General features: G+C 58.7%; 24 protein-coding genes. 3 read left to right on the top strand and 21 right to left on the bottom strand.

Annotated elements, in window-relative coordinates; all coding sequences use genetic code 11:
* Positions 1 to 59: 59 nt before the first annotated feature.
* Positions 60 to 1610, bottom strand: coding sequence for a DUF3300 domain-containing protein (locus tag ACA054_RS20930; RefSeq protein ID WP_497685971.1), 1551 nt, complete (start codon positions 1608 to 1610; stop codon positions 60 to 62).
* Between the two features lie 246 nt (positions 1611 to 1856).
* Entirely contained in the window at positions 1857 to 2336 is a 480-nt protein-coding gene (locus ACA054_RS20925) for a hypothetical protein (protein ID WP_497685970.1), read from the bottom strand.
* Between the two features lie 265 nt (positions 2337 to 2601).
* On the opposite strand from ACA054_RS20925, the gene ACA054_RS20920 reads away from it, so the two are divergent.
* Positions 2602 to 3096 (top strand): cupin domain-containing protein, encoded by a 495-nt coding sequence (locus tag ACA054_RS20920; protein WP_497685969.1) that lies wholly within the window; start codon positions 2602 to 2604, stop codon positions 3094 to 3096.
* A gap of 49 nt (positions 3097 to 3145) precedes the next feature.
* Here ACA054_RS20920 and ACA054_RS20915 read toward each other — a convergent pair whose 3' ends face one another.
* Genes ACA054_RS20915 through ACA054_RS20905 form a run of 3 tightly spaced genes read right to left on the bottom strand, consistent with a single transcriptional unit; the run spans position 3146 to position 4939 of the window.
* Positions 3146 to 3466: an isochorismate lyase gene (locus tag ACA054_RS20915; protein ID WP_497685968.1), complete on the bottom strand. Its 321-nt coding sequence runs from the start codon at positions 3464 to 3466 to the stop codon at positions 3146 to 3148.
* A gap of 43 nt (positions 3467 to 3509) precedes the next feature.
* Positions 3510 to 3944, bottom strand: coding sequence for a GFA family protein (locus ACA054_RS20910; RefSeq protein ID WP_497685967.1), 435 nt, complete (start codon positions 3942 to 3944; stop codon positions 3510 to 3512).
* A gap of 53 nt (positions 3945 to 3997) precedes the next feature.
* Entirely contained in the window at positions 3998 to 4939 is a 942-nt protein-coding gene (locus tag ACA054_RS20905; protein ID WP_497685966.1) for a carbon-nitrogen hydrolase family protein, read from the bottom strand.
* A 104-nt stretch (positions 4940 to 5043) separates the two neighbouring features.
* Between ACA054_RS20905 and ACA054_RS20900 the strand changes: the two genes are divergently transcribed.
* Positions 5044 to 5727: a winged helix-turn-helix transcriptional regulator gene (locus ACA054_RS20900; RefSeq protein WP_497685965.1), complete on the top strand. Its 684-nt coding sequence runs from the start codon at positions 5044 to 5046 to the stop codon at positions 5725 to 5727.
* 42 nt (positions 5728 to 5769) lie between these two features.
* Here the strand turns inward: ACA054_RS20900 and ACA054_RS20895 are convergent, their stop codons facing one another.
* Both ACA054_RS20895 and gltS read right to left on the bottom strand, forming a co-directional pair.
* Positions 5770 to 6963 carry a Fic family protein gene (locus ACA054_RS20895; RefSeq protein WP_497685964.1) on the bottom strand — a complete coding sequence of 398 codons (1194 nt, stop codon included), beginning with the start codon at positions 6961 to 6963 and terminating at the stop codon, positions 5770 to 5772.
* Positions 6964 to 7227: 264 nt separating this feature from the next.
* Positions 7228 to 8442, bottom strand: a complete 1215-nt coding sequence (gene gltS, locus ACA054_RS20890; RefSeq protein ID WP_497685963.1) for a sodium/glutamate symporter — start codon at positions 8440 to 8442, stop codon at positions 7228 to 7230.
* Positions 8443 to 8742: 300 nt separating this feature from the next.
* On the opposite strand from gltS, the gene ACA054_RS20885 reads away from it, so the two are divergent.
* Positions 8743 to 9201, top strand: a complete 459-nt coding sequence (locus tag ACA054_RS20885; RefSeq protein WP_497685962.1) for a metallophosphoesterase family protein — start codon at positions 8743 to 8745, stop codon at positions 9199 to 9201.
* Between the two features lie 191 nt (positions 9202 to 9392).
* Here ACA054_RS20885 and ACA054_RS20880 read toward each other — a convergent pair whose 3' ends face one another.
* From ACA054_RS20880 to ACA054_RS20815, 14 genes are all read right to left on the bottom strand, one after another.
* Entirely contained in the window at positions 9393 to 9947 is a 555-nt protein-coding gene (locus ACA054_RS20880) for a DUF1905 domain-containing protein (RefSeq protein WP_497685961.1), read from the bottom strand.
* Positions 9948 to 10125: 178 nt separating this feature from the next.
* Positions 10126 to 10917 (bottom strand): transporter, encoded by a 792-nt coding sequence (locus ACA054_RS20875; protein WP_497690350.1) that lies wholly within the window; start codon positions 10915 to 10917, stop codon positions 10126 to 10128.
* Between the two features lie 90 nt (positions 10918 to 11007).
* Positions 11008 to 12630, bottom strand: coding sequence for a DUF1254 domain-containing protein (locus ACA054_RS20870; protein ID WP_497685960.1), 1623 nt, complete (start codon positions 12628 to 12630; stop codon positions 11008 to 11010).
* 280 nt (positions 12631 to 12910) lie between these two features.
* Positions 12911 to 13480 (bottom strand): GNAT family N-acetyltransferase, encoded by a 570-nt coding sequence (locus tag ACA054_RS20865; protein ID WP_497685959.1) that lies wholly within the window; start codon positions 13478 to 13480, stop codon positions 12911 to 12913.
* Between the two features lie 112 nt (positions 13481 to 13592).
* A complete protein-coding gene (gene ampC / locus ACA054_RS20860) occupies positions 13593 to 14786 on the bottom strand; it encodes a class C beta-lactamase (RefSeq protein ID WP_497685958.1) in 1194 nt (397 codons plus the stop codon).
* A 282-nt stretch (positions 14787 to 15068) separates the two neighbouring features.
* Positions 15069 to 16298 carry a putative porin gene (locus ACA054_RS20855; RefSeq protein WP_497685957.1) on the bottom strand — a complete coding sequence of 410 codons (1230 nt, stop codon included), beginning with the start codon at positions 16296 to 16298 and terminating at the stop codon, positions 15069 to 15071.
* 1925 nt (positions 16299 to 18223) lie between these two features.
* Positions 18224 to 19183, bottom strand: coding sequence for a PDR/VanB family oxidoreductase (locus tag ACA054_RS20850; protein WP_497685956.1), 960 nt, complete (start codon positions 19181 to 19183; stop codon positions 18224 to 18226).
* Positions 19184 to 19251: 68 nt separating this feature from the next.
* Positions 19252 to 20286 (bottom strand): Rieske 2Fe-2S domain-containing protein, encoded by a 1035-nt coding sequence (locus ACA054_RS20845; protein WP_497685955.1) that lies wholly within the window; start codon positions 20284 to 20286, stop codon positions 19252 to 19254.
* 21 nt (positions 20287 to 20307) lie between these two features.
* Positions 20308 to 20535, bottom strand: coding sequence for a recombinase-like helix-turn-helix domain-containing protein (locus ACA054_RS20840; protein WP_497685954.1), 228 nt, complete (start codon positions 20533 to 20535; stop codon positions 20308 to 20310).
* A 1-nt stretch (position 20536) separates the two neighbouring features.
* Complete coding sequence (locus tag ACA054_RS20835; protein WP_497685953.1) at positions 20537 to 21517, bottom strand: VOC family protein; 981 nt, start codon at positions 21515 to 21517, stop codon at positions 20537 to 20539.
* The gene (locus ACA054_RS20830) at positions 21514 to 23010 is read right to left on the bottom strand and encodes an aldehyde dehydrogenase (RefSeq protein ID WP_497685952.1); all 1497 of its coding nucleotides are present in this window, start codon (positions 23008 to 23010) and stop codon (positions 21514 to 21516) included. Before ACA054_RS20830 ends, ACA054_RS20835 begins: the two co-directional genes overlap by 4 nt.
* Before the next feature lie 9 nt (positions 23011 to 23019).
* A complete protein-coding gene (locus tag ACA054_RS20825; protein ID WP_497685951.1) occupies positions 23020 to 23823 on the bottom strand; it encodes an aspartate dehydrogenase in 804 nt (267 codons plus the stop codon).
* Positions 23824 to 23833: 10 nt separating this feature from the next.
* Positions 23834 to 25516 (bottom strand): thiamine pyrophosphate-binding protein, encoded by a 1683-nt coding sequence (locus tag ACA054_RS20820; protein ID WP_497685950.1) that lies wholly within the window; start codon positions 25514 to 25516, stop codon positions 23834 to 23836.
* A complete protein-coding gene (locus tag ACA054_RS20815) occupies positions 25509 to 26306 on the bottom strand; it encodes an SDR family oxidoreductase (RefSeq protein WP_497685949.1) in 798 nt (265 codons plus the stop codon). Before ACA054_RS20815 ends, ACA054_RS20820 begins: the two co-directional genes overlap by 8 nt.

The following is a 26306-nucleotide window of genomic DNA, read 5'->3' as shown; positions in this document are numbered from 1 at the left end:
AGTAATCGCCAAGGCATGCACAAGTACGCCCTTGCATGCCTTTACTCGAGGATGGTTATTCAACGGCGGCCCCCCCTTGAACGCGCTGGTGGACTGGACGGCCGACTGATTTGATGGCCGGCTGCTCGCGAGGCGTTGGGGCGCTGATAGGAGGCCTGGCTGGCCCGGCCACGATTGGCTTGCAGGTTGGCCTGGGACGGTGAGCGCGCGCCGGCGAATGCATTGTTGCGGGCACCGCCTCTATTGGCGGCCGGCGCGGTCTGGCGGTTTTGCGCAGCCTGACGCACCTGTGAGCTGCCCTGTGCGCGTTGATTCGCCTGATTGGCCTGATTCCTGGGTTGCTGATTCCTCGGTTGCTGATTCTCCCGAGTGTTTCTGGCAGTTCCCTGGCTTCTGTCAGACGCCTTAGGTCTATCGGCCGCTTTCGGTCTGTCTGCGCCTGCTTGCATCCGATTGCTGGCCGAGGCTCGGGACTGGGCTTCGCGCGCCCGATCACGGGCTTCGAGGTTGCTGGTGGCAGGTCGTTCGATACCGTGGCTGTCCATTGAACTACGGGCTCTATCACGAGCCTGGGCTCGCTGGGCATTTTCCCCTCTATAAGCTGCACGCTGACTGGCACCGTCCAGCTGCCGGCCGTACTGTTCACGGCTCCTGGTGTCTCGATAGGGCACGCCATTGCGATGAGCGGAGTTGTGCTGCCACTTGTTCTGATTGTTGGTGATTCGGTTGTTGGCGTTGATGTTGTTGTAGCGATTGACGTCAATGTCGACGTCGTTATTGCCCCAGTCACATTCACCCCACAGTGCACCGACGATCGCCACCCCGGTACCAAATGCCAGCCCAGCCATCAATGCCTGGCCGGGGTAATAAGCGGGCGGCGGTGGATAGTAGGCGGGAGGTGAGGCGGGATAGGCCCAGGTGCCGTAGGTGGTTGTCGGGTTATAGGTGGGGACATACACCACCTGCGGATCGGACGGCTGAATGATGATGGTGGAGCTGCTTGCAGGCGCCTGAGCAGGGGGCGGGGGCGCCGTTGTAGTCGTGGCGGCCGGTGCGGTGGCCGGTGCCGGTGCCGCAACGTTCTGGATCGTCACGTTCTGATACTGGTTGCTCTGCAGGTTGCCGGCTGCCTGGGCCTGATGACGCAGGCGTTGCACCCCATTCATGAGATCGTCCGGCTGCGCCAGGAAGGCATCACCCAAACGTTGTACCCAGACGGGATCCTGTCCCAGCGTTGCCAAGACCTGCGGGAAGGCTACCAGTGCCTGCACACTCGGGTCCCAGGGCTGGTTCGCCACTTGCTTGACCGCATCATCGCCCTTGGCGTCCGGGTGAGCTTTCGACCAGGTGACCGCCTCGGCGACTTCCCCTGGGTAGGTGGACGCCATCAGTACCTGTGCCAGCAGTGGGTCCGGGTAGAGCGCAATGGGCGCCAGCATTTGATCCAGCTGTTCCTGGGTAAACACCGGGTCTTTGGCGGGCGCCGTGACCGGTGCTGTATCGGCAGGGTTAGCTGTCGGGGAGGGGGCTGTATCCGCTGCCTGCGCCACGCAGGGAGGGCCGCTTAGAAAAAGCACCGCTGACAACACGTAAAATAATGGAGTGCGCATCACGGCTCCCTGTGGTCAGGCAGATTTGAATGAGTGGATCAATGCCAGGCAAATGCAAGCCGACTGTGCAATCCCCGGACCTCAGCTTCGACGCCGTCCATTGATAGTAGCAAACATAAAAATTCTGCCCGGAATACGTACGGTTCCCGGACCAACAGCTGTCAATGGGGCCCGCTCAGTACAGTGAACACGAAAAAGCCCGGCTGATCAGGCCGGGCTTTTTGTTAGTGCGGTAAAACGATGGGGTTAGGCGACGGTGTTGCCTTGCAGGCGATCCGAGCCATCGGCGGCGACGGTGTTGCCTTGCAGACGATCCGAGCCATCGGCGGCGACGGTGTTGCCTTGCAGACGGTCGGAGCCATCGGCGGCGACGGTGTTGCCTTGCAGACGGTCGGAGCCATCGGCGGCGACGGTGTTGCCTTGCAGACGGTCGGAGCCATCGGCAGCGACGGTGTTGCCTTGCAGACGGTCGGAGCCATCGGCAGCCACGGTGTTGCCTTGCAGACGATCAAAACCATCAGCAGCAACGCGATTCTCGATCAGGCGGTCAGAGCCACCTTCAGCTATACGATTCTGGATCAGACGATCCGAACCACCTTCAGCCACACGGCTTTCAATCAGACGATCCGAGCCGCCTTCAGCGACAACAGGCTGAACAGAGGTAGCGGCAAAAGCGTTAACTGCGAAAACCGAGAATGCGATGCTGAGGAGGGTTTGGCGTTTCATGATCGTGTGCTCCGGGGTGTTGTTGGTTGGTATGGAGCCAATGTTACGCCGCGGATTTTTTAAGAGAACTTCATTGACGTGATTGTGAACATCGATGGCATTGATAGGGCCCGCGCCAGCCCCGTGGTGAGCGTGATGATGTGGCGCCGAGCATTGATTACATTGCGTATCAACTGTAATGCGCGATCACGCCGTTATCATTAGTGCCAATCACCCATAGAGTCAGCCTGACGATTTTGTTTACGGCGTAGTCAAGGTGTCTCTCATGGTTCAAAGCATTATGAAAACAGCTGCCCTGGCAGCACTTCTTGTCGCTAGCGCAGCCATGCCGTCCGTTCAGGCACAACCATTGCCACTCGATAAAACCGCTGCCTTGCACAATGAAGACGTGGAATGGCGCAGCTTCCCCGCCTTCCCCAAAGAAGTAAGACTGGCCGTTATCGCCGGCGACCCGAGCAAGCCAGCACCCTACGTGGTGCGAGTCAAAGTGCCCAATGGCACCCGATTAATGCCCCATACCCATCCAGAAGATCGGATCTATACCGTCATGTCCGGTGTTTTCTATATTGGCTTCGGTACCGTTTTCGATCCGGACAAACTGGTTGCCTATGGGCCAGGTAGCGTCGTGATACTCCCGGCCAATACGCCGCATTTCCATTGGGCGAAATCAGGAGAGTACATCTCGCAGGTTTACGGGACGGGCCCGTTGGGGCTGGAGTATGTGGATAGCCATGACGATCCTCGTAATGCGTTGAAGTGAGAAAGATCTTCGAAAGTAAAAAAGGGCGCCATCGCCGAATGTACCGGGATCAGGTCTGGGGCAATTGCGCCGACCAATGTTTCATCTCCTCGGCAATAAAATGCTTAACCAAATCGCTGTACATCTTTTCGATTGTATCCGGGCTCAGACCTTCGGCCTCGGCCCATTTACGGCGTGTCGCAAGCATGGAATCGAATCGCTCCTGGGCACGCACCGAGGCCGCAGAAGTCTTGAATTTAGAAGCAGCAAGCACGTACTGAAATCGCCTGCCCAACAGCTTGATAACGGCCTGGTCGAGGGCATCGATCTCGCGTCTGATGTCCTCCATTCCGGCGCATTCTGCGGGTTGCAACTGGTTGGAAACTTCCATGTAGGTAACTCCGTTATGTCTGTGTGTAGGAGCAAGCTCGCTCCTACTCCTCCACGCTAATGCCCGATCCCCCCAATTCTTTCGGCACATCCTTAAGCTTCGGCAAGCCATCTTTAATACGCAGCACCGACTCCTGATAGTGAACATGCACGCCTGGCGAGTAAACAAGATTCGGGATGATCGCGGCATACACATCGATGAGCCCCATCCCCGGATGCTCGGTGAAGAGGTGCCCGCCGCAAGTCTTGCACCACTTGCGGTAACTCTGTGGTGTCTTGTTGTAGGTGCCGATGTTGTCGGCACCCCGAGTCACTTGCACCGCCTCGGGTTTCCACAGCGTGAAGGCATTGACGGGCCCCGCTGACCAATGCCGACACGACTCGCAATGGCAATAGCCCATCCCGGCCGGCTCACCGCTGACGGTGAACTCGACTGCACCGCAAAAACAACTGCCTTTGTAAGACCGTTCAATGTTCATGGAATGACTCCTTGATCAATGGTCAGGCGAAGCCGCCGGATAGGGCAGGACCTTCACCCGTCGATGTAACGCACCGCTGTCGCCGGCGTGCGCCGCACCTGCAGTTCGAAAATGTCCGGGCGCGCATAGTGCCCGGTGACGTCGAGCGCCCGCCGCGCTGGCGCCACGAGTGAGACGTCGATGTCCGCATACAGAATGCCTGCCTCCCGGTGCAATGGGCCGGCCACGATCCGGCCTTGAGGACTGACCACCACCGAGTCGCCGTCGTTGATCCATTCGTCCGGATCGGCAAACAGTTGTGCGCGAGCCGGGAAGTCATCGGGGATGTCGCTGCCGCGCAGCGCGGTGCCACTGCCGAGCACCCAACAGCGGCCTTCGAGGGCAATGTGACGCATGGTGCTGATCCAGCCTTCGCCAGTGTCGTACGTGGGGGCAACGTAGATTTCCACCCCTTGGGCATACAGTGAATAGCGCGCCAGCGGCATGTAGTTTTCCCAGCAGATGAGCGCGCCCACGCGGCCGACCGGTGTATCGACCGGACGCAATCCGGTTGCATCACCGAAGCCATGCACCATGCGCTCGGGATTGGTTGGCATCAGCTTGCGGTGTCGGTTGAGCAGGGCGCCGCTCGCGCCGATAACGACTACGCTGTTATAGAGCGTGCCGCCACCATTGCGCCGGTCGCATTCATTGATGCCGCACACGATCGTCACCGCGTGGAGCCTGGCGGCCTCGCACAATTGGCTCAGGTCACCGCTGGCGATATCGACGGCGTTGGCCAGCAGCCGCGTGTGCAACTGGCCCATTACAGCCCCGTCCTTTCCCGCCGCCAGTCGCCAGATCCACGACGGGTAACCTGGGATGTACGACTCGGGTAAAACAATCAGCGAGGCTCCCGCCGCCGCAGCTTCAGCGACCGATTGCACGGCCCGGGCGATCGTCGCGCTGCGATCGAGCAGCACGGGTGGGCGCTGAATGATGGCTATCTTGGTCATGGCGTTCTCCTGGTGCGGTTGGTGTCGATGGCTTCAGCGTGCGCGTGGCGAAGTCGCGGGGCTAGTTCAGAATCTGAAGCGTTGCAGCGGTAGGAGTGCAGGCGATGGACGAAAGCTACGGTCAGTTCTGCACGGTCGCGCGCGGCGCTGAAGCACTGTGCGAGCGCTGGACACCGTTGGTGGTGCGCGAACTGCTGTGCGGCAGCAAACGCTTCAATGAACTGCACCGCGGCGTACCCCGGATGTCCACCGGCTTGCTGGCACAGCGGCTGCGCCATCTGGAAGAAATCGGTGTGGTGCATCGCACGGCTGTTGGCAAAGTCTGGGAATACAGCCTGACCGAGGCGGGTGAGGAATTGCGCCCCATCATCATGGCGCTGGGGCATTGGGGCGCGCGCTGGATCGGCAGTCGCCTTCGCGACGACCAACTCGACGCGGGCCTGCTCATGTGGGACGTGCGCCGGTTCGTGCACCTCGAGACGTTCCCGGCTCGGCCGGTGGTCATCCAGTTCAAGTTCCGCGACGCACGACCCGGTGAGCAAGAATGGTGGCTGGTGGTCGAGGAGGGTGTGGCAGACCTGTGCCGCGACGACCCCGGGCGCGAACTGACGCTCGTCGTCGACTCCAGCGTTCGGGCGTTGACCGAAGTGTGGGCTGGCGACCGCACACCCAAGGAGGTACTCCAGTCGCGAGAGCTGCGTGTAGACGGCGCAGTTCCGGACTCGGAAAACCTGTGGCGCTGGCTTGGCACGAGTGCGTTCGCCAGTACCCGGCGCGCTGCGCGCTAGCCTTGGCAGTTGCCATCATGAAACGTAAGCGGTCGATGAGCGCTACTGAAACCGTCGATGCAAATCCGGAAAAATATCCTGGGCAAACCAGGCGGGCAGGCCGGGTGTGACGATTCGGGATTTGGGCGTTCGGCTTTCCACCAGGCCGACTTTGATCAGTCGCGACAGCTCATCGATTGCTGGGCGTGGTGTCAGTCCGGTGAAAGTCTTTATTTCGTTGCGCGGCAGACTACCCTGGGTGATCAGGGCAATGATCGCTGGCGCACTTTCCGGGCGAATGCCTTGTTGTAGAAGCCTCTCGTTGTAGCGAAAAGCACGTATCACGCGCTCTCGCAGCTGGGACGGGTTTACCGCTGCGGTCATGTAATCCACCTGATCGTGACAAACCTGCAGCATGAACTCGATAAACTCGAAGTAGCGTCTCTGGGATAACTGGCCTCGTCCGTCCAAATCACCTTCTCGTGGTCGGTCGGCCATGGTCAGTGCGCAGTAGTAATCCTGATGCCGTCGTGCGAGGCCGCGAGACAGCGACCAGAGGGTTGGCTCGAGTCCCAGTTGCACCAACTGTAAATGAGTGATCAGTCGAGCAACTCGACCATTTCCGTCGGCAAAGGGGTGAACCCATGCGAGACGATGATGATAGGCAAGCGAAGAGATAAGCTGACGACGCGGGTCTGTTTGCCGGCCGAAGCCTGCCTGGAGGTGCCGCAGCATACCGTCAACTGCACAAGCGTGCGGTGCGTCATGATTGCCGACGACAACGTTCTTGCCTGTGATCGACCGGAGTATGCCGGGCTGCATTATCGAGCCATCGGACAACGTACGTTGCGCATCGCTGGCGCCGCGAAAAAGCCGGTTATGTGCAGTGCTTACGAGCTCAGGAGCGAACATGGCGTTCCAGGGAAATGGTCCACGCTGGCTTAACATCCGTTCGAACAACGCTTGCACCGCCATTTGTTCAACCGCCAGGTTTTTAAGTCGCTTGCGATCCTTGACCGGGGCTGCCTGCGCTTTCTGCATATCGGCAGGCTCGGTGTACTGCCCTTCGATCAGATTCGAGTAGTACGTATTAGTGATCTGCAGGAGCCGGCCGAGGCGTGCGGCGGTTTCTGGCGGAAGGCGTCCGGCTAGAAATTGCGTCTTTCTTGGCAGCGCGTCCGCAAGGGCAATGATGGATGGGGGCAAAGCATCGGGGAGTATCGGATCGAGCCAGGATTTTGATGTGATCAAGGACATTGCGGTTTGCACCGAGTGAAAAGGCTTCACATTTTATTTCACATACCTGTTCGCTTAACAAGCGCTAATTTATTGGGTTTACGGAAGTTCTTAGGCGTTTTCAGCACAATCACCTTCACATTTTATTTCACAATATTTTTGAATGGTTTCTGCTATCTGAATATCCAATGGACCCGTCTACCGGCGCTGTCCACAATCGCTGACAAAACGGGCGCCTCGCGAGGTACCCGTGTTCGTTTATCCCGCTGGGTGAGCTTCAAACCGCTACAGACCACTAAACATCCCAATAATCACCGCATTAACCAGATCAATGAAAAATCCGCACACCAGCGGCACGATGAGAAAGGCTTGGTGCGCCGCCCCATACTTCTGGGTCACGGTCGTCATATTGACGATGGCTGTCGCAGTAGAACCCAGCGCAATACCGCCGAAGCCTGAAGCAATCACGCTGGCTTCGTAATTGCGGCCCATGAAGCGGAAAACCAAAAAATACGTATAGAGGACGGTCAACAGGATCTGCAGGGTCAAAGCGCAAGCAATGAATAGCAGCGCGCCGCTGAGCTGCCACAACTGCAAGCCCATCAGCGCCATGGTCAGGAACATACCCAGACAGACATCGGAGATCAGTGACAAGCCCTGGCTGGCGCCGCTCCAGGATTTCAGGCGCTGCTCGCCGATTAATCCGCGGACGAGGTGGTGAATGACGATACCGGCGAACAGACAACTGACGAACTTGGGCAGCGTGATCCCGCTATCGACCAGCAGCAGGTTAAGTCCGTAGCCGAGCATCAAGGTCAAATTGAGCCACATCCACGCCCAGAGCACGTCGTAGTAGTCCAGTGGCTTGCTCTGCTGTTGCTCAAGAATGCCGACTTCCAGCGCCGCATCCCTGGAGGGCGTGAGTTGATGGCGACGGATCAACCGGTTCGCGATGGGGCCGCCGATCACACAAGCGGCAATCAGGCCGACGGTGTTGCTGGCGATCCCCAATTCATGCGCGTTCTGGATGCCCAGCCTTTCGACGAACAGCGGTGCCCAGGCCAGGGTCGTGCCAACCCCTCCGGTGAGGGAGATGGAGCCCACCATCAGGCCAGCCTTGGGATCAAGCCCGAATACCTCGGCCATGCCCATGCCCAGCGCGTTTTGCAGGAAGATGAAGACAGCGGCGAGCACCAGCAGAATCAACAGCGGGCCCCCACCCTTGATCAGCTGGCGCATGTCCGATTTCAAGCCGATGCCGGCAAAGAAATAGAGCAGCATGGTGTCGCGAACTTGCAGGTCGAACTCGACCTGGATGTTGAGACCGAAGTACAACAGGCTCGTGACCGCCGCGCAGACAAAGCCGCCGACCACCGATTCAGGAATACAGTATTGACGTAGCAAGGTGCTGTGCTGGACCAGCGTCTTGCCCAGGAAGAGCAGCAGGATGGCGAGGGTGAAACTCACCAGGCCATGAACAGCAAAGAGTTGGGCGGTCATCTATAGCCTATTGAAAAACCTGAAAAAATATTATCCAGACTCGATCGTACGGCTTTCGGACTTGGATCAATGAAAGTACAGATCGCGGACGAAGCCGGGCGCGGGCAAGGCAATGCACGGGGCAAACCCCGGGCTGGCTATTGTTTTCATGTGAATCTAAGGTATTGCTGACGAACATCCGTGAAGTTGCGTGTATGCCGGGTGAGTCAAGCACCTGATCCCGGAACACGCAAACGCCGGAGTTGGGCAATACCCGAATAAGTACCCGTGTTCATTCTTGAAGCTGGACTGGAGCCTTGCATGAAAGTTGGCGTGATCTCCGATACTCACGGTTTACTCCGCAAAGAAGCGCTCGCGGCGTTGATGGGCTGTGAACGGATCATTCACGCGGGCGACATCGGCAAGCCGGAAATTCTTGAACAACTGGCGTTGATTGCGCCGCTGCATGTCGTGCGTGGGAACAATGACCTGGCGACTCCGTGGGCGGAACATCTCGCCGACCACCTGAGTTTCGAGCTTGAGGGATGGCAGACTTTGCTGGTGCATGACATTGCCGATGCTCCGGTAGTGCTGGAGCCAGGCACGAGGCTGGTGATTACCGGGCATTCCCACAAGCCGCGCATTGAGTGGCGCGGTGAACGGCTATTTCTCAATCCAGGCAGTGCAGGGCCGCGGCGTTTCAAGTTACCGGTGACGTTGGCGTTGCTTGAAGTGCAAGAGGGGGCGATTGAACCGCGTCTGGTTTCGTTGCTGGAGTGAGCGTTTTCCAGGAGGGGGCATATCTTTTACCATTGGCTGGAACAACCCAAAACGATCTTTTTTGGAAGGCAGCAAACGACCCTTTGTAGACATTCATAACAAGTAAGCTAAAAGGCCGGCTTTAGCCGGTCCCGGTGAACGAAGCGAACGATTTGGACGCATTGTCAGGCGTATTCAACGGAATGTTCCATTTAAAAATTTTCTGCCTCGGGCGCACAGAAGGCCTTACTGTAGTAGCCGGACTGGTCGAAACAGCAAACCTGCTTCTTGCCGGATGCAAGCATATCGCAGGCATCACCAATTCGTTTTGCGCGCGTTTTAAGTTGTTTGGCTGAAGTAATCCAGTGTATCCAGTCTACTCGCGCGAGGGTCGTCGTATTCTTCCAAACTTTACAAGCCTCAGGAGTGGCTGCCAGTGCCTCCTGAAAATCTGCTGGGATGTCAGGCTCGGGTTCCTTCTTCACTGGGGTTAGCTCTAGTGTAACGACATCCCCAACGGCCGCGCCTGCGGCTTCGAGTAACTCTCTACTTACCTGCAGCCAATGGCTCAGCTTACCATCCGGCTCAAGGGTTGCCTGGAAAGGGTGCCCATTGACTGTGCCTTCAACTGTCGTCCTTCCTCGCCTCGGAAGCTGTTCACTCGCGTCTCTTGGCAATACTACGAACGCCCACGACGTGTCATTACCAGGCTTCGCCGGACGAAGAAGCTTTGCTTCGAATCGGGATTTCACATCGATTGTTGTCATTGCAACTTCTCCAGCCAATACGCCTGACTACTATTTGGTGACATCACTGTCGCGTTTTAACGCGACAGTGATGTCGCCAAACTCCGATTACCGCCTGTCTGCAAGGGCTGCGATCGACCCAATGCAGCCATTCGTATGATGTAGAAGTCCTGTCAATTTCGCCTGACTTATCTACCCGTCAGCGTGGAAACAGTAACGTCACGGCCACGCGAAAGCCCCAGCCTTGCGCGCCATCCTCCGGACTGTCGAGCCAGTACCGTGGACCCGCTTGCACCGTTAGCGGTTGACCGCCGATTTTCAGCAGCTGGGTGACCGTCAGGTTGACCGGTACTGACCACTCCCGTGATTGCCAGTTATAGGTTGACTCGGTGTTCACCCCGTAAGTGGTGAAGGTAGCGGTGGTGTACGAGAGGAAAGGTTGCAGGAAGGTTTGGTTGACCTTTTCCTTGTCATCCGCAGGGCTGTCCTCCAACCCCCAGATATGGTTAGCGAGAATGCCCCGAGTCCAGCCGTTTGACTGTTTTAGCGCGACCGCTGTCGGGCCAAGGCCCCATTGCTCGCTGCTGAGCAGTTTATCGCTGCCGGTTGGAATCAACAGCGCTGGCCCGACACCGAGGATCCAGCCACTGTCGGTGGGTTTTGTCGGCGAGAAGAAAAAACTCTGGGTCACGTCGCCGATGCCGGATTTATCCGCCGCGCCATTCGGTGCCAGGCCGTGCTGGTCGATCACTGGCAGGATGGTGCGCGAAATCAGGTTCCAGTCGTCGCTCAAACGAAAGGGCAGCACGGGCTGGATATTGGTGACGCTGTGCATGCCGTTACCGGTCGACCCCATCTTCTGGTCCCAGTTGTATTGCACCGGAAGGCTGTACATCGCGGCGACCGGGTTGAGTGCCTTCTTTGCCAATTCTGCTGAATCCTCGGCCTGTACCCAGCCGCTCTGCACAGCGAGAACAGCGCCCGACAGCAGCGTTAGCGGTAGTTAGATTCGCATGTTCCCTCCTGTTCGGCAGGCGCCAACATCGCGGTCAGCACCGGCCGAGTGGTGTGCTGACATGTCTCACCGAACCAGTTCGAGCTCGCTCGGTCGCCAGGTTTTCGTGAAAAACGATTCAAGTGGGCTGTAGAGGCGCAGGATCGTAAACCAGCCCTTGTCAGGCGTGGTCTGAATCCAGTTACCCGCCTTGGCGTCGGCTGGCTTGGAAGGACCGAAATAGATTGTTGTGGACCCGTCTGCGTTCTCGACGGCGGCGGGCGAAGGGTAGGTCTGGCTGCCGGCGCGCGGGTAGCGTTGCGGCGTCTGGAGCATGGACCGCGTCTGATTGTCGTAGACGGTGAACGACCAGAATTTCGCCGCTGGAATCTTCGGCGGCAGAGTCACTTTATAGGTCTTGCCGCCATCAAAGGGATTCTTTTGCGCATCCGAGAAGCCCATGAGGTACTGCGAGCCCACGTTGGGCAACCGCATGATCATCCCCGGTGAATCCATGGTGTAGCCGTAATAGAAAGCCGTGCGGGAATCGAGGGTCCGTGCACCGGTCGGTGGCAATGCCTTGAACAAGCCTTCCTTGGTGATCATGGGTGGCGGTGTCTCAAAGTCGAAACCACCCTGCCATAGCATGTTGGCCCACATCGAATTCGGGTAGTAAGCCCAGCCGGGATAATCGGCAGCGCGAAAGTTCAGTGATCGCCCTGCCGCATTGCCCACGGCGGCCGCGTCGGTGAGGATCTTCTTCATCCGCTCGTCCGGAGCAAAGGGCTTGCCCTTCACGATGCCAATGGCCGCCAGTTGGCCCAGGAGTTCCGGGTTGAACGAGGTGGCGGGTTCCAGCTGCACAAGCTTGTCGAGCGTTTCGAAATAGGCGAAGTCGTTAGGGGGAATGGTGTTGAAAGACTTGCCGGTGCCCTCGACGAATTTCGTCGGCGGTATCGGAGGACTCGGCTCCAGCCTGATTTGGCCTGCGAGTGCCGTGGCAATGCTGGTGCCGTAGCCGCCTGGCGTGTAGGGATAAATCTTCAGCTTGTCCTTGATCAGGTCGACAGCGGGCTTGGGATCGTTGTTCTCCATGAATGCACGAACGGCATACAGCACATGGTTGGTTTTCGATCGGCCTACGAAGTATCCACTGTCTGGAAGCGGACCGTCGTAGTCCGGCGGCACGATCAGGTATTTGCCGCCTTCACCCCGATCAGGGCCAGGGGCGCCAAGGTCGATGATCCAGCCGAACCACATGTCATTGAGCGTGCCGAGCGATTTGGGTGGCACTTCAACCACCAGCGGTCCCTTTGTCAGGTCGAGGACCGAGAGCGTATAGATGGTGTCGGCGTTGGCGGTGAGAAACAGCGATTGGGAGTCCATCAACTCGGAGAAGATGATCACCGTATTGTCGTCTGCCCCAATGCTGTGGAAGCCCTCGCGAATGGCATAGGCCGATGCGCCTGAAAAACTGTTCATGAACGCGTCTATGCCGCGAGTGAAAGCCAGGGTGTCGTAGACATCCTGTGTGGTTTTTACGCTCGGCGCGCCGTCCTTGAACTCCAATGTGCCGATACGGGTCTCGATGCGATCGGGTGTAGTGATTCCCGGGGGGATTTCGCTGGCCGCCTGCGCCGCGCTTATTACAGGTAGCGCCAGCACGGCAAAGGTTGCCAGAAGGGTTGTTGGTTTGAGAATTTGCGTCATGAAGTTCTCCCTGATGGATGCCAAACGCGTTGACTACCCAAACTTAGGAACTAATGGCGCAGTGACATTTCTCAGGGCGCGGTTTATCAATCTCCTTGCGCTCTCGTCATCACTGAGTGGTACTGACATTTAATCGCCCGGATGACCACTTACAAATGTTGCGCACCATTGTCGGAGCAGCACAGTCTGCTTGATCAATTCTTCCAGCAGGTCAAGCATAGGTGCACATTTGCCATCGCTCCAGTCACCGGGTGTTATTGGCCGGGCAGTCCCTTTAAAATTAGGGCGCTAAAATATACTCATGAAAAATCTGCGGCCCATGCTGGTCATCGATTCTGCTGGTAAATCCCATACTCATGGCCAAGCCGTGCATCGGCTCGTTACCTGACGAGTCCATTGAAGAGATTTTGCTGAAGCCCTGGCATGTTGCGGTGTCCATCAAATGTTGTAACAGCGCAGTGGCGACACCCCGTCGTTGCCACCGGTCACCAACGGCAACGGCGAACTCGCAATGAGCATCGCCTTCGTATGCCCCGTAACGCGCGGTGCCGATTTCAATAAGCTGGTTGCTTTCGTATGCCAGAGCAATGTAGGCCATGCGATTGTGCAGATTGATGTCCATGAGCTGGTCGTGGGGTTCTACCAGATTGCTGAACGAGGCAAGAAAATGAAAATGCGGTTTGCTTTTGCCCAGCTCGTTGAAAAAGGCTAAATCGCGCTCTCGATCAGACTCTGCCAACTCACGAATCAGTATGGGAGTACCGTCCGGCAAGGATTCCACCCAGTATTCGCCAGTCAGCCCATCGGTTTCATCCTTGAAGCGAGTGTTGATGCTTGCGTCATATACCATGCGATGAACTCCGCCCATGAATGGAACTGCTCATTCACCCTAGTCTTATGCGCGGTTAGCTGGAGCAATATCCGCTCGCTGACAGGTTTAAGGGACGGTCGGTATCAAGCGCTCACTGACCTGTACTTGATCCAATCCGGGTATCCAGGGCCGTCAATACTTCATGGGCGGCTTTCACCTTCGCAGGGAGGGGATAGTTCTTGTTCGCCAGCGTCACGATGCCCATGCTCTTGGCTGGAACAAAGGCCACGTAAGCGCCGAAACCGTCCGTCATGCCTGGCTTGTTGATGAGCACGTTACCCTGCGGTGGCAGCGGAGGGTTGAGCCGGGTAATTTCATGGGCCTCAAGGATCATTGGGTACGAGTTGCCAGCGAGCAAGCGGTCGAGCTCTATCGGGTAGGGGTAAAACTCCCATCCCAAGCCCTGCGTCATATCTGCGACCTTGTAGTAGCCTATATGCGTTGCAGTGATCGCACGTTGTAGAGGCTCATCCAGGTCCACCTTCTGCATGTTGGCCTCGACGAAATGAATCATGTCCGCCGAGCTGGATGTCACGCCATAACCCTCGGCATACAGAACACCTGGGACCATCCTGGACGGTACGCCCTCTGGGCTATAGCCGTACGCGTAGTGACTCATCTGCGCTTGAGGAACCCTGACGTAACTGTGCTTCAGGCCGAGCATCGGAAACAGCCTCTTTTCCAGTAGATCTTCGAAAGGCTCCCCCATGCTCTCGGCGGTCAGAAAGCCGAGCAGACCGATGCTCGGATTCGAGTAGAGTCTCATTGTTCCGGCGGCATAGTTCGGTTGCCAGTTTTTGTAATAACCGATCATCGTTTCATGACTGTCCACATCGCCCGGAAACCGCAGCGGCAGACCGCCGGCCGTGTAGGTTCCAAGATCGAGCAGGCTGATGTTGTCGAAACTGCTGCCACGCAGCGAAGGCAGGTATTGGCTTGCTGGATCAGACAGGGAGAGCTTTCCGGTTTCCTGCGCGTAGGATGCGAGGGTCGCTGTGAAGATTTTACTAATCGAGCCGATCTCGAAAATCGTCTCCTCGGTAACCTTCGGCTTCCCTTCCTCCATGGAGATGACGCCGTAGTTAAAGTAATACTGCTTCCCATGGAGTGTCACGGCCACCGCCATGCCAGGAATGCCATACTCCTGGATAACCGGTCGGATAGCCGCGTCCACGACAGCCCTGATCCTGTTTTCTACATCATCCCCAGCGACGCAGCAGCCTGCGCCGAGGAAAAATGCGGTAATCGCAATGCCGCCCAGCCTGGCTAGAATTTTTTCGTACATGATTGAAAGATCCTCCATGAATTATGAAAAAACGGTGGGACTTTCTTGATCTTCATGATCGACAAAAAAAACTCTGCCAACTTGCAATTATATATTTAAAAAGCATTTACTTGTTCTTTTGATATTAGTCCGCTCATATCGACGCATTAGACTCAATGGAAGTATTTATTATAGGTAATGGCAATGCTCATTCGTTTTCAGCGAGCGGGTGCCGCACAGGGCCGATTGACGCCTGTCACGAAGGGCAACAATCGACCCGCTGCAACAGCTATTTTCCGCGAATCAAAAGTAGTACCCGATATTGATGTTTGTTCGGTAGTACCACTGATTACTGCCAATCGAACTGGTATTGGTAAACCCCGTGCCGTTTTCCGCGCCGCCATAGGGATTGGCATTTTTCGCCCAGGTGAAATCAACCCATGCCATGATCGGCATCGCCAGGAACTGGGCGCCAACGGTGTACATCTGCGAGTCGTCCCACCCACTCTTGTCTTTCATCATGCGGCTGTAGTCGTTGTACAGTTTGATTTTCTTCAACGGTCCCAATTTCGGCGTCGCGATGTCGTAGCTGACGTTCAACGAAGCGATGGTGGCTTTGGCGGCAATCAGGTAAGCGGGCGTCAGCCCGTTGCTGCCCATCAGTATTGAATCGTCGCTGACGCCAGTCGGGTTTTTCGGGTCGTACTCGTAGCGAATGCCTTGGGTGCTGACGGTCCACTGGCCGGCGTTGATGATGGCGTGGACGCCACCGGCCCAATAGTCGCCGTCATCTTTGGTGGTGGCGTTATAGAGCTGGGCAGTGGCCAGTGATGCGCCGATTTCGGTCTTCCAGCCATCGTTGACGAAGGTCCGCGCGACGCGGGCGTTAAGCTGGTTGTGTTTCTCGTTGTCCTGGCGTGACTGGGTGAAGGGGATGGCATTGTCCTTGAGGTCGGCGTAGCGCCCGACTTCCGGCGAGTAGCGAATGTCGGACGGCAACATGCGCGGGAAGTAGCCCAGTTGCAGGTCCCAGTCATTGTCCTTGTAGCTGTACTTCAAGCCCGTGCCGGCGCTGACGCCGTAACCCATGAAGAAGGGCAAGTGATAGCTCCAGCCGAATTGCGGGTAGGGTTCCAGCCCGAACGGTTTGAACGGCGCGCCCACTTGCAGATTGGAATTGCTGTTCAGGCGATAGCCAACGAAACCGCGATCGATGGAACGTTTACCGTCGTCCTGGAACCAGTAGCCGACATCACTGTAGAGGTTCTTGTAAGTCGCTTGCACATCGATACGAAAGGTGTCGAACAGAAACCGGCCATTGTTTTCGGTGGTGTCCCAATGTTCGTCGCGGTAATTGGTGCGCAAGGCACCGCCGATGTCCAGGCTGCTTTGGCCGTCATCGCTACGCCAGGCGATATGCGGAAACGGCTTCTTGCCGGTGGTCGAAGTCACGGGGGCGGCAGGGCCGGGTTCGCCTGCGAAACTGACGCAACTGCTTATTATCAGTCCCAGACCTATAACGTACTTCTTCATGTTGACTTCCCCTGCGATGTTGAGCACTGCAAAGTGACTGGCAACACTTTCCCGCTTGCCTTGGAAGTGGCAATAAGAGGAAGGCTTTATGTGTTGCTGTTATTCAGTGCGTTTTTGTTTTGACTGTTTCGTAGGTGATACGGCGTCTGACCTATGAATCTGATCTAGATAGAGCAGAAACCATGCCAGTCCGGACCTGGCTTGTGGGTTGGCAATAAATCCAGAAAAAACAATTGTTTATATGGGAAACGCATTTTTATGTATTGCCTGCGAAACAGAGAGGGCAGGGGGTAACGAAACTGCACGTTAACTGTGCGTTCTTACTTCTCACGCATAAAAACGGCCGATAATAATGTCGGTCATGCTGTGCACTTCAGGGGGGGAGTTAGCAGGTGCATATTTTGGTTGGGTTGGGTTGGGTTGGGTTGGGTTGGGTTGGGTTGGGTGTATATCCATTGCTGCGGTAACGGCCACCTATGGTTTCGCTTTTACAGCGAGTCACTTGGAAAAGCCCCAAGTAACCAAGGGCTCTTGCCCCTGGCGTTCGGTGCCTCGCTGTGGCTCGGCATGCCCTCGCTCCGGTCCTGCTCCGTGGGCCCGCCGCGATGGGCCATCCTTGGCCCAGCGCGGCTAAACCGGCATCCATGCCGGTTTACCCACTGCGCAGAACCTCCACTCGGCCTCTAGAGGGGGCAAGAAAATCAAAAGCCAAAGCAGAGCGAGGCGGCCTTAAAGCCGACCTGAATGCAGGTCTGTCCGCATTCCCCTATGGGAGCGAGCTTGCTCGCGATGAACGTCCAGACAACGCGATCATCCAGACAGGGCGCGTTATCGTTGACGTCCATCGCGAGCAAGCTCGCTCCCACAGGGATCAGGTACAGCCGTAGAAGTCAGGTCGGCTGTCAGGCCGCCTCGTTTTGGCTTTAGATTTGGGCGCCCCGTTAAACCACGATGGCCGAACGCAGGCATTGCGCAGTGGGTAAACCGGCAGGACGCCGGTTTAGCCGCGCTGGGCCAGGGATGGCCCATCGCGGCGACCCACGGAGCAATGCCGGAGTGAGGGCATGCCGAGCCACAGCGAGGCACCGAGTGGTGGGGCAAAGCCTTTTGCTTACTTTTCGCTGGGCCGGCATTCCGGCGTTTGGAAAAGTGAGTCGCCGTAAGGGCGAAACCCTAAGTGGTCGTTACCGCAGCAATAGATATGTACTCAGACAACAAATCTCCCACAGGTTTTGACGCGGCGTGGATCAACGTTGGTAGAGGAGGTAGCCACGGGTTGACGGAAAGGCTCAGGGCGTGAAGGGGCAAGAAAATCAAAAGCAAAAGCAACGCGAGGCGGCCTGACAGCCGACCTGATTGCAGGTCTGTCCGCGATCCAATTGTGGGAGCGAGCCTGCTCGCGATTAATGTCCAGACAACGCGTTCATCCAGACAGGGCGCGTTATCGTTGACGTCCATCGCGAGCAGGTTCGCTCCCACAGGGGATCAGGTACAGTCGTAAAAGTCAGGTCGGCTGTCAGGCCGCCTCGCTTTGGCTTTAGATTTGGGTGCCCCGTTAACCACGATGGCCGAACGCAGACATTGCGCAGTGGGTAAACCGGCAGGACGCCGGTTTAGCCGCGCTGGGCCAAGGATGGCCCATCGCGGCGACCCCTGTAGGAGCGAGCATGCTCCGGGCGGCGTTCCGACGAAAAACCTGAGAGCACCGCGGGGTGTCAGGCTCCCCGCGTCATCGTTGACCTCCATCGCGAGCAGGCTCGCTCCTACAGGCCGGGCGGCGTTCCGTTTTTCCAAGTGACTCGCCGTAAGGGCGGAACCATTAGCAGCCGTTACCGCAGCAACGGATCTACACCCAATCCAATGCTTAAGTGATCAGTATCAGCCAATAATGTCCGGCCTGTTTAATGGATGAAACTGCCAAGACATTACAAATCGAGTACCAATCGCCGACTCTTGCAACCCGACACACACACCATCATGGATTTATTCGCCGCACGTTCGGCTTTGGTCAGCACGCCGTCACGATGGTCGACATCACCTTCCAGGACGCGTGTTTCGCACGAACCGCACACACCCTCGCGACAGCTGTGCTCAATATCACAACCCGCCTCAAGCAGCACATCGAGCAAGCTCAACCCCGGCTCGATGGACAGCGTTTTGCCGGACTTTTTCAACTCGACGCTGTAGCTGCTCTGTGCGTCTTCGGACGGCGGCAGTTCAGCCGCGGCAAAACGCTCGATATGCGCATGGGGATAGCCGAGGCCTTCGCAGGTGCTTTCGAAGGCATCGAGCATCGGCGTCGGACCGCAGCAATAAAAGTGCGTATCGTCGGGCTTGCCAGCCAGGTAGGCGCTCAGGTCTGGCGGCATGCCTTTTTCGTCGTTGAAGTGGTAAACCACTTTGGCGCTCAGGCCGCTGAGTTCTTCCACCAGTGCCGCTTCCTGCCGCGAACGGGCGCAGTAGATCAGCTCGGCGGATTTCCCCAGTGCCAGCAGTTGGCGGAACATGCAGTAAATCGGCGTGATGCCGATACCGCCGGCCACCAGTACGCTGTGTCTGGCGCTCAGGTCGAGCTGGAAGTTGTTGCGTGGCGACGAAATCGGCAATTGCATGCCGACCCGTAGTTGCCCGTGCACATATTCCGAACCGCCACGGCTGTTGCGATCGCGAAGGATGCCGACCACATAGCGGCCACGATCGCTCGGCGAGTTGAGCAGGGAATAGCTGCGCACCAACCCGTTGGGCAGATGCAGATCAATATGCGAGCCGGCTTCGAACGGGGCGAACACCGTGTCGCCATAGGGCCGCAACTCGACACTGATGATGCCTTCGGCTTCGTAGCGCAGGGTATGCACGAGCGCGGTGAGGGGGGAGGAATGGGACATCGGTCACCTCTTTTCGACAATTCGCAAATCGACACACGCGCCGGCCTGAACACGTTGCACGATCGGGTTCATGGCAACTGCTTCGCGTCGATCAGCTCAAGCTGGGTCTTGGCCGCGTTTTTCAGGTAGCGACGCAGGCGCACCACACCAAGGTCATGCTGGTAGAGGTTTTCCCGCTGGTTGGCGTCGGGTTCCATGAATTCGAGCAGCACCCGATCCTGTTCCAGTACCGCCCAGTGGCGTGCTTCCAGACGATTTTTGTAGAGGAAACGCCAGGTATCACGCTGCCAGCCGGTCAGTGGGCGGCAACGCCAGTGGAACACGGCCGACAAGGAGGGGCTGCTCGGTGTATAGCTGCCGATGATGGTGAAGTTGCCGCCCGGCCCGCCGGTTTTCGGATAGGGGATTTCCAGGCGCAGCCAGTGGCAGCTGTCGTCCATGAATTCGGTCCAGTCGAAGTTCACGCCGCGCTGGCCTTCCTTCTCGAAGAAGAAACCTTTGTCGGTATCACGGGTGACGAATTTGGCGGTGGCTTCGCCTTCGCTCATGGAGTGCGACATCTTGTGCAGGTATGTGCCGTGCATCGGGTCCATGACGTTGTCGATGACATAGCGGTAGTCGCCTTTCCACTCGGCGTAGCAGACGAAACTGCTCCACTCGGGGGAAGTGAGTTGTTCGGGCAGCACCAGTTCTGGTGGCGTTTCAACGTGCGGTTCGGCTGCGTTGTAGAGAAAGATCGCGCCAGCGGCTTCACGGGTGTGGAACATCCGCGTCGGGCGACTGCCTTCGAGTTTGCAACCGGGGCTGCCGGGCACTTTGGTGACAGTGCCATCGCAGCGCACTTCGACGCCGTGATAAGGGCATTGCAGGCGATCGCCCAATACCGGGCCCTGGGACAACGGCGCGCCGCGATGCGGGCAGTGATCTTCGAGGGCATGAACGCTGCCGTCATTGTCGCGCCACAAGGCAATCTTGTAGCCCAGTCGACGAATCGACACCGGCTTCTCGCCCAGTTGGTCGCTAGGCAGCACCGGGAACCAGAGGTTCTTCAAGCCATTTGCCAGGAGGTTTTCTACAGGGTCGACGGTTGTGTTCATGTTCATTTCTTATTTACCTCCGGCGGGTCATTCGCCCAGCCGAGCCATCAGGGTTTTATAGGCGTCTGCTGTCCACTCACCGGTGGTCAGCGGGCAGGGCGGGCCGGCCAGGTTCAGGTGCGCGAGAAGGTCGGGCAGCTCAGTCACGCCGTTGCCGAAGGCGCGCTCGATGGAGTCGCCGAGCAAATCCTCGAACTGGGTATTCGGGCGTATACGGGCCTGATTGGGCTGCAGATAGGGTTCGGTATTACGCATCTCATTGATCTCCGTCTGAGGATTTCGGTTTGTCGGTCAGGAACTTGCCTTGCGGCGCCTCGACGTTTTGCTGGCGTCGGGTATTGCCATCGATGCCGCCAGCAATCGCCCATTCGGCGAAGACTGTCGGACCGGGCTCGAAGGTGCGTGGCTCCCATTCGCCGGTCAGTTGGTCTTCGTCGGCGTAGTACTCGACCAACGCGCCGGCCGGGTTCTTGAAGTACCAGAAGAACGCCGAAGACACCGGGTGGCGCCCCGGGCCGATTTCCGTGGCCCAGCCGCTGCGGGAAATGTGCATGCCGCCGCCGAATACTTCGTGCACATCGCGCACGGTGAAGGCGACGTGGTTCAGGCCGGCGCGAGGGGCAGGCAGTTGCAGCATGAACAAATCGTGGTGACCGCCTTCTTCAGCCGTGCGCAGGAACGCGCCGCGATCCGGATAGCGGTCAGAGGCCTGGAAGCCGAAGCGCTCGTGATAGAAGGCTTCGCAGGCGTTGACGTCCTTGACGAAAAACACCACATGCCCGACCTCGATGGGTGTTGCGCGTTCGTAGACCGGCGCAGCCTTGTTGATCCGGCCCTTGGTTTGCCAGGTGTTATGGCCGCTGCACTCGATGTCGATTTCGCGCTTGCGGGTCACCTGCAGACGGATCGCCAGGCCATTGGGGTCGGTGCAGCCGATACGCCCGTCCGTTTCGATGAAGCCTGGGTCGTTGGCAATTCGCTCGCTGTACAGCTTCAGGTCAGCGTCGCTTTCGACGCCCCAGACCACTTCGCGCACGGTTGAACCGGGTTCGATAGCCGGTGGCAGGTCGGCCTTGTTGATGTCGGCGAGCACCACACGACAACCGTTGAGGGTTTCGAAGATCACCTCGTCAGGCTGCTCGCTGACTTTGCTCAAGCCCCAGTCGCTGAAGAACCGCGTGCTGGTCTCCAGGTCCTCGACGCCATAGGTAACTTCATCAATGCCTAAAACGCTCATAGTCCTACCTCAGGTTGCACACCGGCCCAGGCCAGCGGTTGTTCATTCATGCCCCAATAAAGGCTTTTCTGTTCCATGTACTGCAGGATGCCCAGGCGACCTTTTTCTCGGCCCAGGCCGCTGTCGCGCCAGCCACCGAACGGGGTGGAAATCGAGAACTGTTTGTAGGTGTTGATCCACACCGTACCGGCCTGGATTTTTCGACCCAGTGCCCAGGCTCGCTTGTAATCGCCAGTCCAGATGCCGGCGGCGAGGGCGTACAGGCTGTCGTTGGCCTGTTCCAGCAACTGCGCTTCGTCGTCGAATGGCATGGCCACCAGCACCGGGCCGAAGATTTCTTCCTGGCATACCTGTTGGTGGTTGTTCAAACCTTCGAGGATGGTCGGCGGGTAGTAATAACCCTGATCGTAAATGCCGCCGCTGGGACGTTTGCCACCGAGCAACAGACGTCCGCCTTCGGCCAGCCCGAGTGCCACATAGCGCTCCACCGACTCGCGGTGACCGGCGCTGATCAGCGGGCCCATTTGCGTGCGTTCATCCGCCGGATCACCGACCCGCAGCTCGGCCGCCGCCGCCACCAAGCGCGCCATGAAAGGCTCGTACAGTGCGCGGGCGACGAACAACCGCGAGCCGGCGATGCAGGCTTCGCCCGAAGAACTGAAGATGCCGTACAGCACACCGGCCACCGCGTGGTCGAGGTCGGCGTCGTCGAGGACGATGGTCGGCGATTTGCCACCCAGTTCCAGCGACACCGGCATCATCTTGTCGGCGGCGATGTGGGCAATGTGCTTGCCGGTTTTGGTGCCGCCAGTGAACGACACGCGCTTGACCAGCGGGTGACGCGTCAACGCATCGCCGAGCAGCGAACCCTTGCCAGGCAGCACGCTGAGCAGTCCTTTCGGCAACCCGGCATCTTCGCAGATGCGCGCCAGTTGCAAGGCCATCAACGGAGTGATTTCCGCCGGTTTGATCACCACCGCGTTGCCTGCCGCCAGCGCTGGCGCAACCTTCTGCGCTTCGCTGGCGATCGGCGAGTTCCAAGGGGTGATCGCGGCGATCACGCCCATTGGTTCGTACACACTCATGCTGACGAAATCACCACGGGATGGCGTGATGGTTTCTTCGAGGGTTTCACAGGCGGCGGCGAAGAACTGGAAGGTGCCGGCAGCGCTGGCCACCAGGGCTCGGGTTTCGTTGATCGGCTTGCCATTGTCCTGGCGCTGCAATTGCGCCAGTTCTTCGCTTTGCTCACGGATCAGCTCGGCAATGCGATAAAGCACGCTGGCGCGTTCATGAGGTTTGCGCTGCGCCCAGCCGCTGTGCAAAAACGCCTGGTGGGCGCCTTGCACGGCGTCTTCTAGATCGTCGACACTGGCAGCGTTGAGCCAGGCAACGGCTTCGCCGGTGGCGGGGTAGCACGAGGCGTAGCGTTCACCGCGCCCCTGGCGCCATTCGCCGGCAATGCAGATCGGTAAAGTCTGTTCGAGAGTCATCGCAGTCCCCTAGATCGAAATCGCGTGGGCGTGGTTGCCCAAGGCGCGAACGACGCTGTAAACGGTCAACGCCGAGGTTTTCGGGTTGGCCAGCAGCGGTTTGCCACGCAGGCTCAGTTCGAACCCGCCAAAGGCGCCACGGGCTTCGAAGTGATGGACGTTCTCCTCGCTGAGCGGGTCGGCGATCAGGGTCACATGGGTGCGATCCAGGCCGAGCCCGGCCAGCGACAAGGTCGCGGCGACGTTGGCGTTTTTCGGGTAGAGGTGGGCAGCTTCACGCGCGCTGCCCTGAAAAATCACCGTGGCTTCGGTGAGGCTGTCCAGGTCAAAAGCCTGTTCAGCCGGGGTGTTTTTCCAGGCCCGCGCCGGTTTGCGTCCGGTGTAATTGACCGAGTCCAGGCCGCCGACCTTGGCCGCCGACAAGGCGTCGATGCCGCCGATGGCGCCGGGCAGCAATTCGATGCGGGTCTGGCCGCGTTCGGCGGCCGCCTCCAGGCGTTCCACCAGGCCGACTTCGGACAGCGCGCCGACCGAGACGATCAGGCAGGCAATGCCACGCTCCAGGGCCGGCAACACGTGTTCTTCGATGGCTTTGTGACCGGCACACTCGACCAGCAGGTCGGGGCGCGCGTCGGCCGGCAATGCCGTCAGCACTTGCGGCGGTTGTTTGAAACTGGCCAGCCGCTGGCGCACCAGCTCTTCGGAACCGGCCGAGGCGATGACGTAGTCGATGCACAACTGCGGGTCTTTCTCCAGCAGTTCGAGCACGCCGACGCCAATGGCGCCGCAGCCGATCATGGTGATATGCAACATGGCGAAGTCCTCAGGCCGTGGCTTTTTGCGCTTTGGTTTCGCTGTTGGGCGGACCGGCGAACTGGGTGGCGAAGCCGCCGACGCTGAGCATGTCCACTTCCAGCAGGAACGGTCCCGGCTGCGCGAGCGCACCATCGACGACCTTGCCGAAATCCTTCAGGTCGGTGACCAGGCCGTGGCGCAGGTTCAGTGATTCGGCCAGCTTGGAATAATCCGGTGTGTGCAGGTCGACGTAGCAATGGCGACTGCCATACACCGCGTCCTGAATATTGCGGATCACCCCGTAGCGCTGATCGTTCATCAGCAAAATCACCACGTTGGCGTTCTCTTGCACCAGCGTCGCCAACTCGCCGAGGTTGAGAATGAAACCGCCGTCTCCAGCCAGGGCGAAGACCTTGCGCTCCGGTGCCGTTTCCGCTGCCGCAACGGCCGCGCCAATGCCCATCGACAAACCCTGGCCAATGCCACCGCCCAAGGCATGCACGCCTGCGCGTGGATGGAACAGCGTCAGCAGGCGGTTGCCCCAGATGCTGTTGGACAGCGTTACATCGCGCACCCACGAGAAATTGCGCCCGGTGAGGGCTTGCAGCTGTTCGACCATGGCCGAGTACGGGCCCAGATCGGCGATCAGTTGCGTGCGGGACTTTTCACGCACTTGCTTGAGTTCGACGAGGAACGTCGGGTCGATGTGCAGGCGACCTTCCAGGCGATCCGCCAGGCCTTCCAGCGCCAGCGCTGAATCACCGCAGATGAACAGTTCGCTGTTGTAGCTGCGACCTTCGATGGCCGGGTTGGCGTCGATGCGCAGGGTATTGCGTGGCAGCTTCAGCGCGTATTTGAACGTCTCGTTGCTGCGCAGACGTGAACCGGCGATCAGCAGGGCGTCGCAGCTTTGCAGGAATTGCTCGACCAGTTTGTTTTGCGAGAACGCACCGAGGCAGCGTTCGTCATCTTCGTTGACCACACCGCGACCTTGTGTCGAGGTGATCACGCCGACGCCCATGTCCAGCAGACGCTTGACCTGCGGGCCGGCATGCCGCGCGCCGCCGCCGAGCCACAACAGGGGGCGGGTGGCCGTCGCCAGACGCTCGGCCACCAGGTCCAGCGCTTCCGGGGCGGGTACGGCAACCGGAACGGGCAGCGGCGACAGGTCGGTCGGCATCGGGATGAAAGTCGACTGGATGTCGATCGGGATCTCAACGCTGACCGGTCCGGTCGGCGCGGTTAGGGCGGTCTGCACGGCCAGCTTCATGGTGCTGAGTGCGGTTTCGACGCTGCGCACGCGGAACGCGGCCTTCGACACAGCCTTGAGCATGGTCAGCTGATCGCGGGCTTCGTGGATGTAGGCGAATTCCTGATCCAGGTACGGCGTTTCGATCTGTCCGGTGATGTGCAGCAGCGGCGTGCCGGCGGTCAGCGCTTCGACCATCGCCCCGGCGGCGTTACCGGCCGCGGTGCCGGTGGACGTCAGGCAAACACCCAGGCCACCGGTGGTACGGGCATAGGCGTCGGCCATGTTGGTAGCGCCGGCTTCACCGCGGGCCATGACGAAACGGATGTTGCCGCGCACGGCGAAGGCATCGAGGATCGGCATGTTGTGGATCGAGATCACACCGAACGCGGCTTTCACATCGCATTGTTCGAGAAACGCGGTGATGGCAGCGCCAACGGTGACAGTATTTTCATTACGCATGGCGGGACAGGCCTCCAGAAACATCGATATGGCTGCCGGTGGTGTAAGACGACAGAGGCGAAGCCAGAAAAAGGATTGCGCGGGCCGCTTCAATTGGCAGGCCCAGGCGCCCCAAGGGAATGTGTTTTTTTTGTGCCAGCTGGGCGGTCCATTGGGTCCAGTCCAGATCCCGTTCTTCGCGGGCTTCGAAACGTCGGCGCCATTGCCCGGACTCGACCAGGCCAATGAGGATGCCGTTGACGCGAATACCCTCGACGGCAAATTCGGTGGCCATCGAACGCACCAGGTTCATCACCCCTGCGCGAGCGGCCGAGGTGGCGACCATGTGCGGTTCCGGCTGGCTGGCCAGCAGCGAATTGACGCAGACGATGGCGGCGGTCGCTTGATCTTGCAGCTGTGCCTTAAAGGCGCGGACCGGGTTGATCACCGAGAAAAACTTCAGGTTCAACTCTTCGGTCCAGGCGCTGTCGGTGGTCTCGGCGAAGGTCGACACGCGACCTTGCCCGGCGTTGTTGATCAGCACGCTGGCCGGTCCCAATGCAGCAAGGCTGGCGGCGGCAAAGGCGTTGACCGAGTCGGCGTCAAGGACGTTGCAGACCTGAGCCAGCAACTGCGCCTTTGGAAAGCGTTGACGTAACGTGTCTTCGGCGCTGCGCAGGCGATCTTTGTCGCGACCGCAGAAGGCCACGGCCGCGCCGGCTTCGAGCAGCAGTTCGACACAGGCCAGGCCGATGCCCGATGAGCCACCGGTGACAATCGCGGTGCGGTCTTGCAGTTGATAGAGACTCAT

This window comes from Pseudomonas sp. LBUM1653 (assembly GCF_059716115.1).
This window is presented reverse-complemented; position numbering and strand designations above follow the sequence as displayed.

What these genes read in the sequence shown, in the direction of transcription:
- ACA054_RS20825 (WP_497685951.1), bottom strand. Translation starts at nt 23,823, where the DNA reads ATGTTGCATATCACCATGATCGGCTGCGGCGCCATTGGCGTCGGCGTG.
- ACA054_RS20865 (WP_497685959.1), bottom strand. Translation starts at nt 13,480, where the DNA reads ATGGTATATGACGCAAGCATCAACACTCGCTTCAAGGATGAAACCGAT.
- ACA054_RS20840 (WP_497685954.1), bottom strand. Translation starts at nt 20,535, where the DNA reads ATGCGTAATACCGAACCCTATCTGCAGCCCAATCAGGCCCGTATACGC.
- ACA054_RS20855 (WP_497685957.1), bottom strand. Translation starts at nt 16,298, where the DNA reads ATGAAGAAGTACGTTATAGGTCTGGGACTGATAATAAGCAGTTGCGTC.
- ACA054_RS20815 (WP_497685949.1), bottom strand. Translation starts at nt 26,306, where the DNA reads ATGAGTCTCTATCAACTGCAAGACCGCACCGCGATTGTCACCGGTGGC.
- ACA054_RS20925 (WP_497685970.1), bottom strand. Translation starts at nt 2,336, where the DNA reads ATGAAACGCCAAACCCTCCTCAGCATCGCATTCTCGGTTTTCGCAGTT.
- ACA054_RS20910 (WP_497685967.1), bottom strand. Translation starts at nt 3,944, where the DNA reads ATGAACATTGAACGGTCTTACAAAGGCAGTTGTTTTTGCGGTGCAGTC.
- ACA054_RS20900 (WP_497685965.1), top strand. Translation starts at nt 5,044, where the DNA reads ATGGACGAAAGCTACGGTCAGTTCTGCACGGTCGCGCGCGGCGCTGAA.
- ACA054_RS20895 (WP_497685964.1), bottom strand. Translation starts at nt 6,963, where the DNA reads ATGTCCTTGATCACATCAAAATCCTGGCTCGATCCGATACTCCCCGAT.
- ACA054_RS20885 (WP_497685962.1), top strand. Translation starts at nt 8,743, where the DNA reads ATGAAAGTTGGCGTGATCTCCGATACTCACGGTTTACTCCGCAAAGAA.
- ACA054_RS20915 (WP_497685968.1), bottom strand. Translation starts at nt 3,466, where the DNA reads ATGGAAGTTTCCAACCAGTTGCAACCCGCAGAATGCGCCGGAATGGAG.
- ACA054_RS20880 (WP_497685961.1), bottom strand. Translation starts at nt 9,947, where the DNA reads ATGACAACAATCGATGTGAAATCCCGATTCGAAGCAAAGCTTCTTCGT.
- ACA054_RS20835 (WP_497685953.1), bottom strand. Translation starts at nt 21,517, where the DNA reads ATGAGCGTTTTAGGCATTGATGAAGTTACCTATGGCGTCGAGGACCTG.
- ACA054_RS20905 (WP_497685966.1), bottom strand. Translation starts at nt 4,939, where the DNA reads ATGACCAAGATAGCCATCATTCAGCGCCCACCCGTGCTGCTCGATCGC.
- ACA054_RS20850 (WP_497685956.1), bottom strand. Translation starts at nt 19,183, where the DNA reads ATGTCCCATTCCTCCCCCCTCACCGCGCTCGTGCATACCCTGCGCTAC.
- ACA054_RS20920 (WP_497685969.1), top strand. Translation starts at nt 2,602, where the DNA reads ATGGTTCAAAGCATTATGAAAACAGCTGCCCTGGCAGCACTTCTTGTC.
- ACA054_RS20830 (WP_497685952.1), bottom strand. Translation starts at nt 23,010, where the DNA reads ATGACTCTCGAACAGACTTTACCGATCTGCATTGCCGGCGAATGGCGC.
- ACA054_RS20870 (WP_497685960.1), bottom strand. Translation starts at nt 12,630, where the DNA reads ATGACGCAAATTCTCAAACCAACAACCCTTCTGGCAACCTTTGCCGTG.
- ampC (WP_497685958.1), bottom strand. Translation starts at nt 14,786, where the DNA reads ATGTACGAAAAAATTCTAGCCAGGCTGGGCGGCATTGCGATTACCGCA.
- ACA054_RS20820 (WP_497685950.1), bottom strand. Translation starts at nt 25,516, where the DNA reads ATGCGTAATGAAAATACTGTCACCGTTGGCGCTGCCATCACCGCGTTT.
- gltS (WP_497685963.1), bottom strand. Translation starts at nt 8,442, where the DNA reads ATGACCGCCCAACTCTTTGCTGTTCATGGCCTGGTGAGTTTCACCCTC.
- ACA054_RS20930 (WP_497685971.1), bottom strand. Translation starts at nt 1,610, where the DNA reads ATGCGCACTCCATTATTTTACGTGTTGTCAGCGGTGCTTTTTCTAAGC.
- ACA054_RS20845 (WP_497685955.1), bottom strand. Translation starts at nt 20,286, where the DNA reads ATGAACATGAACACAACCGTCGACCCTGTAGAAAACCTCCTGGCAAAT.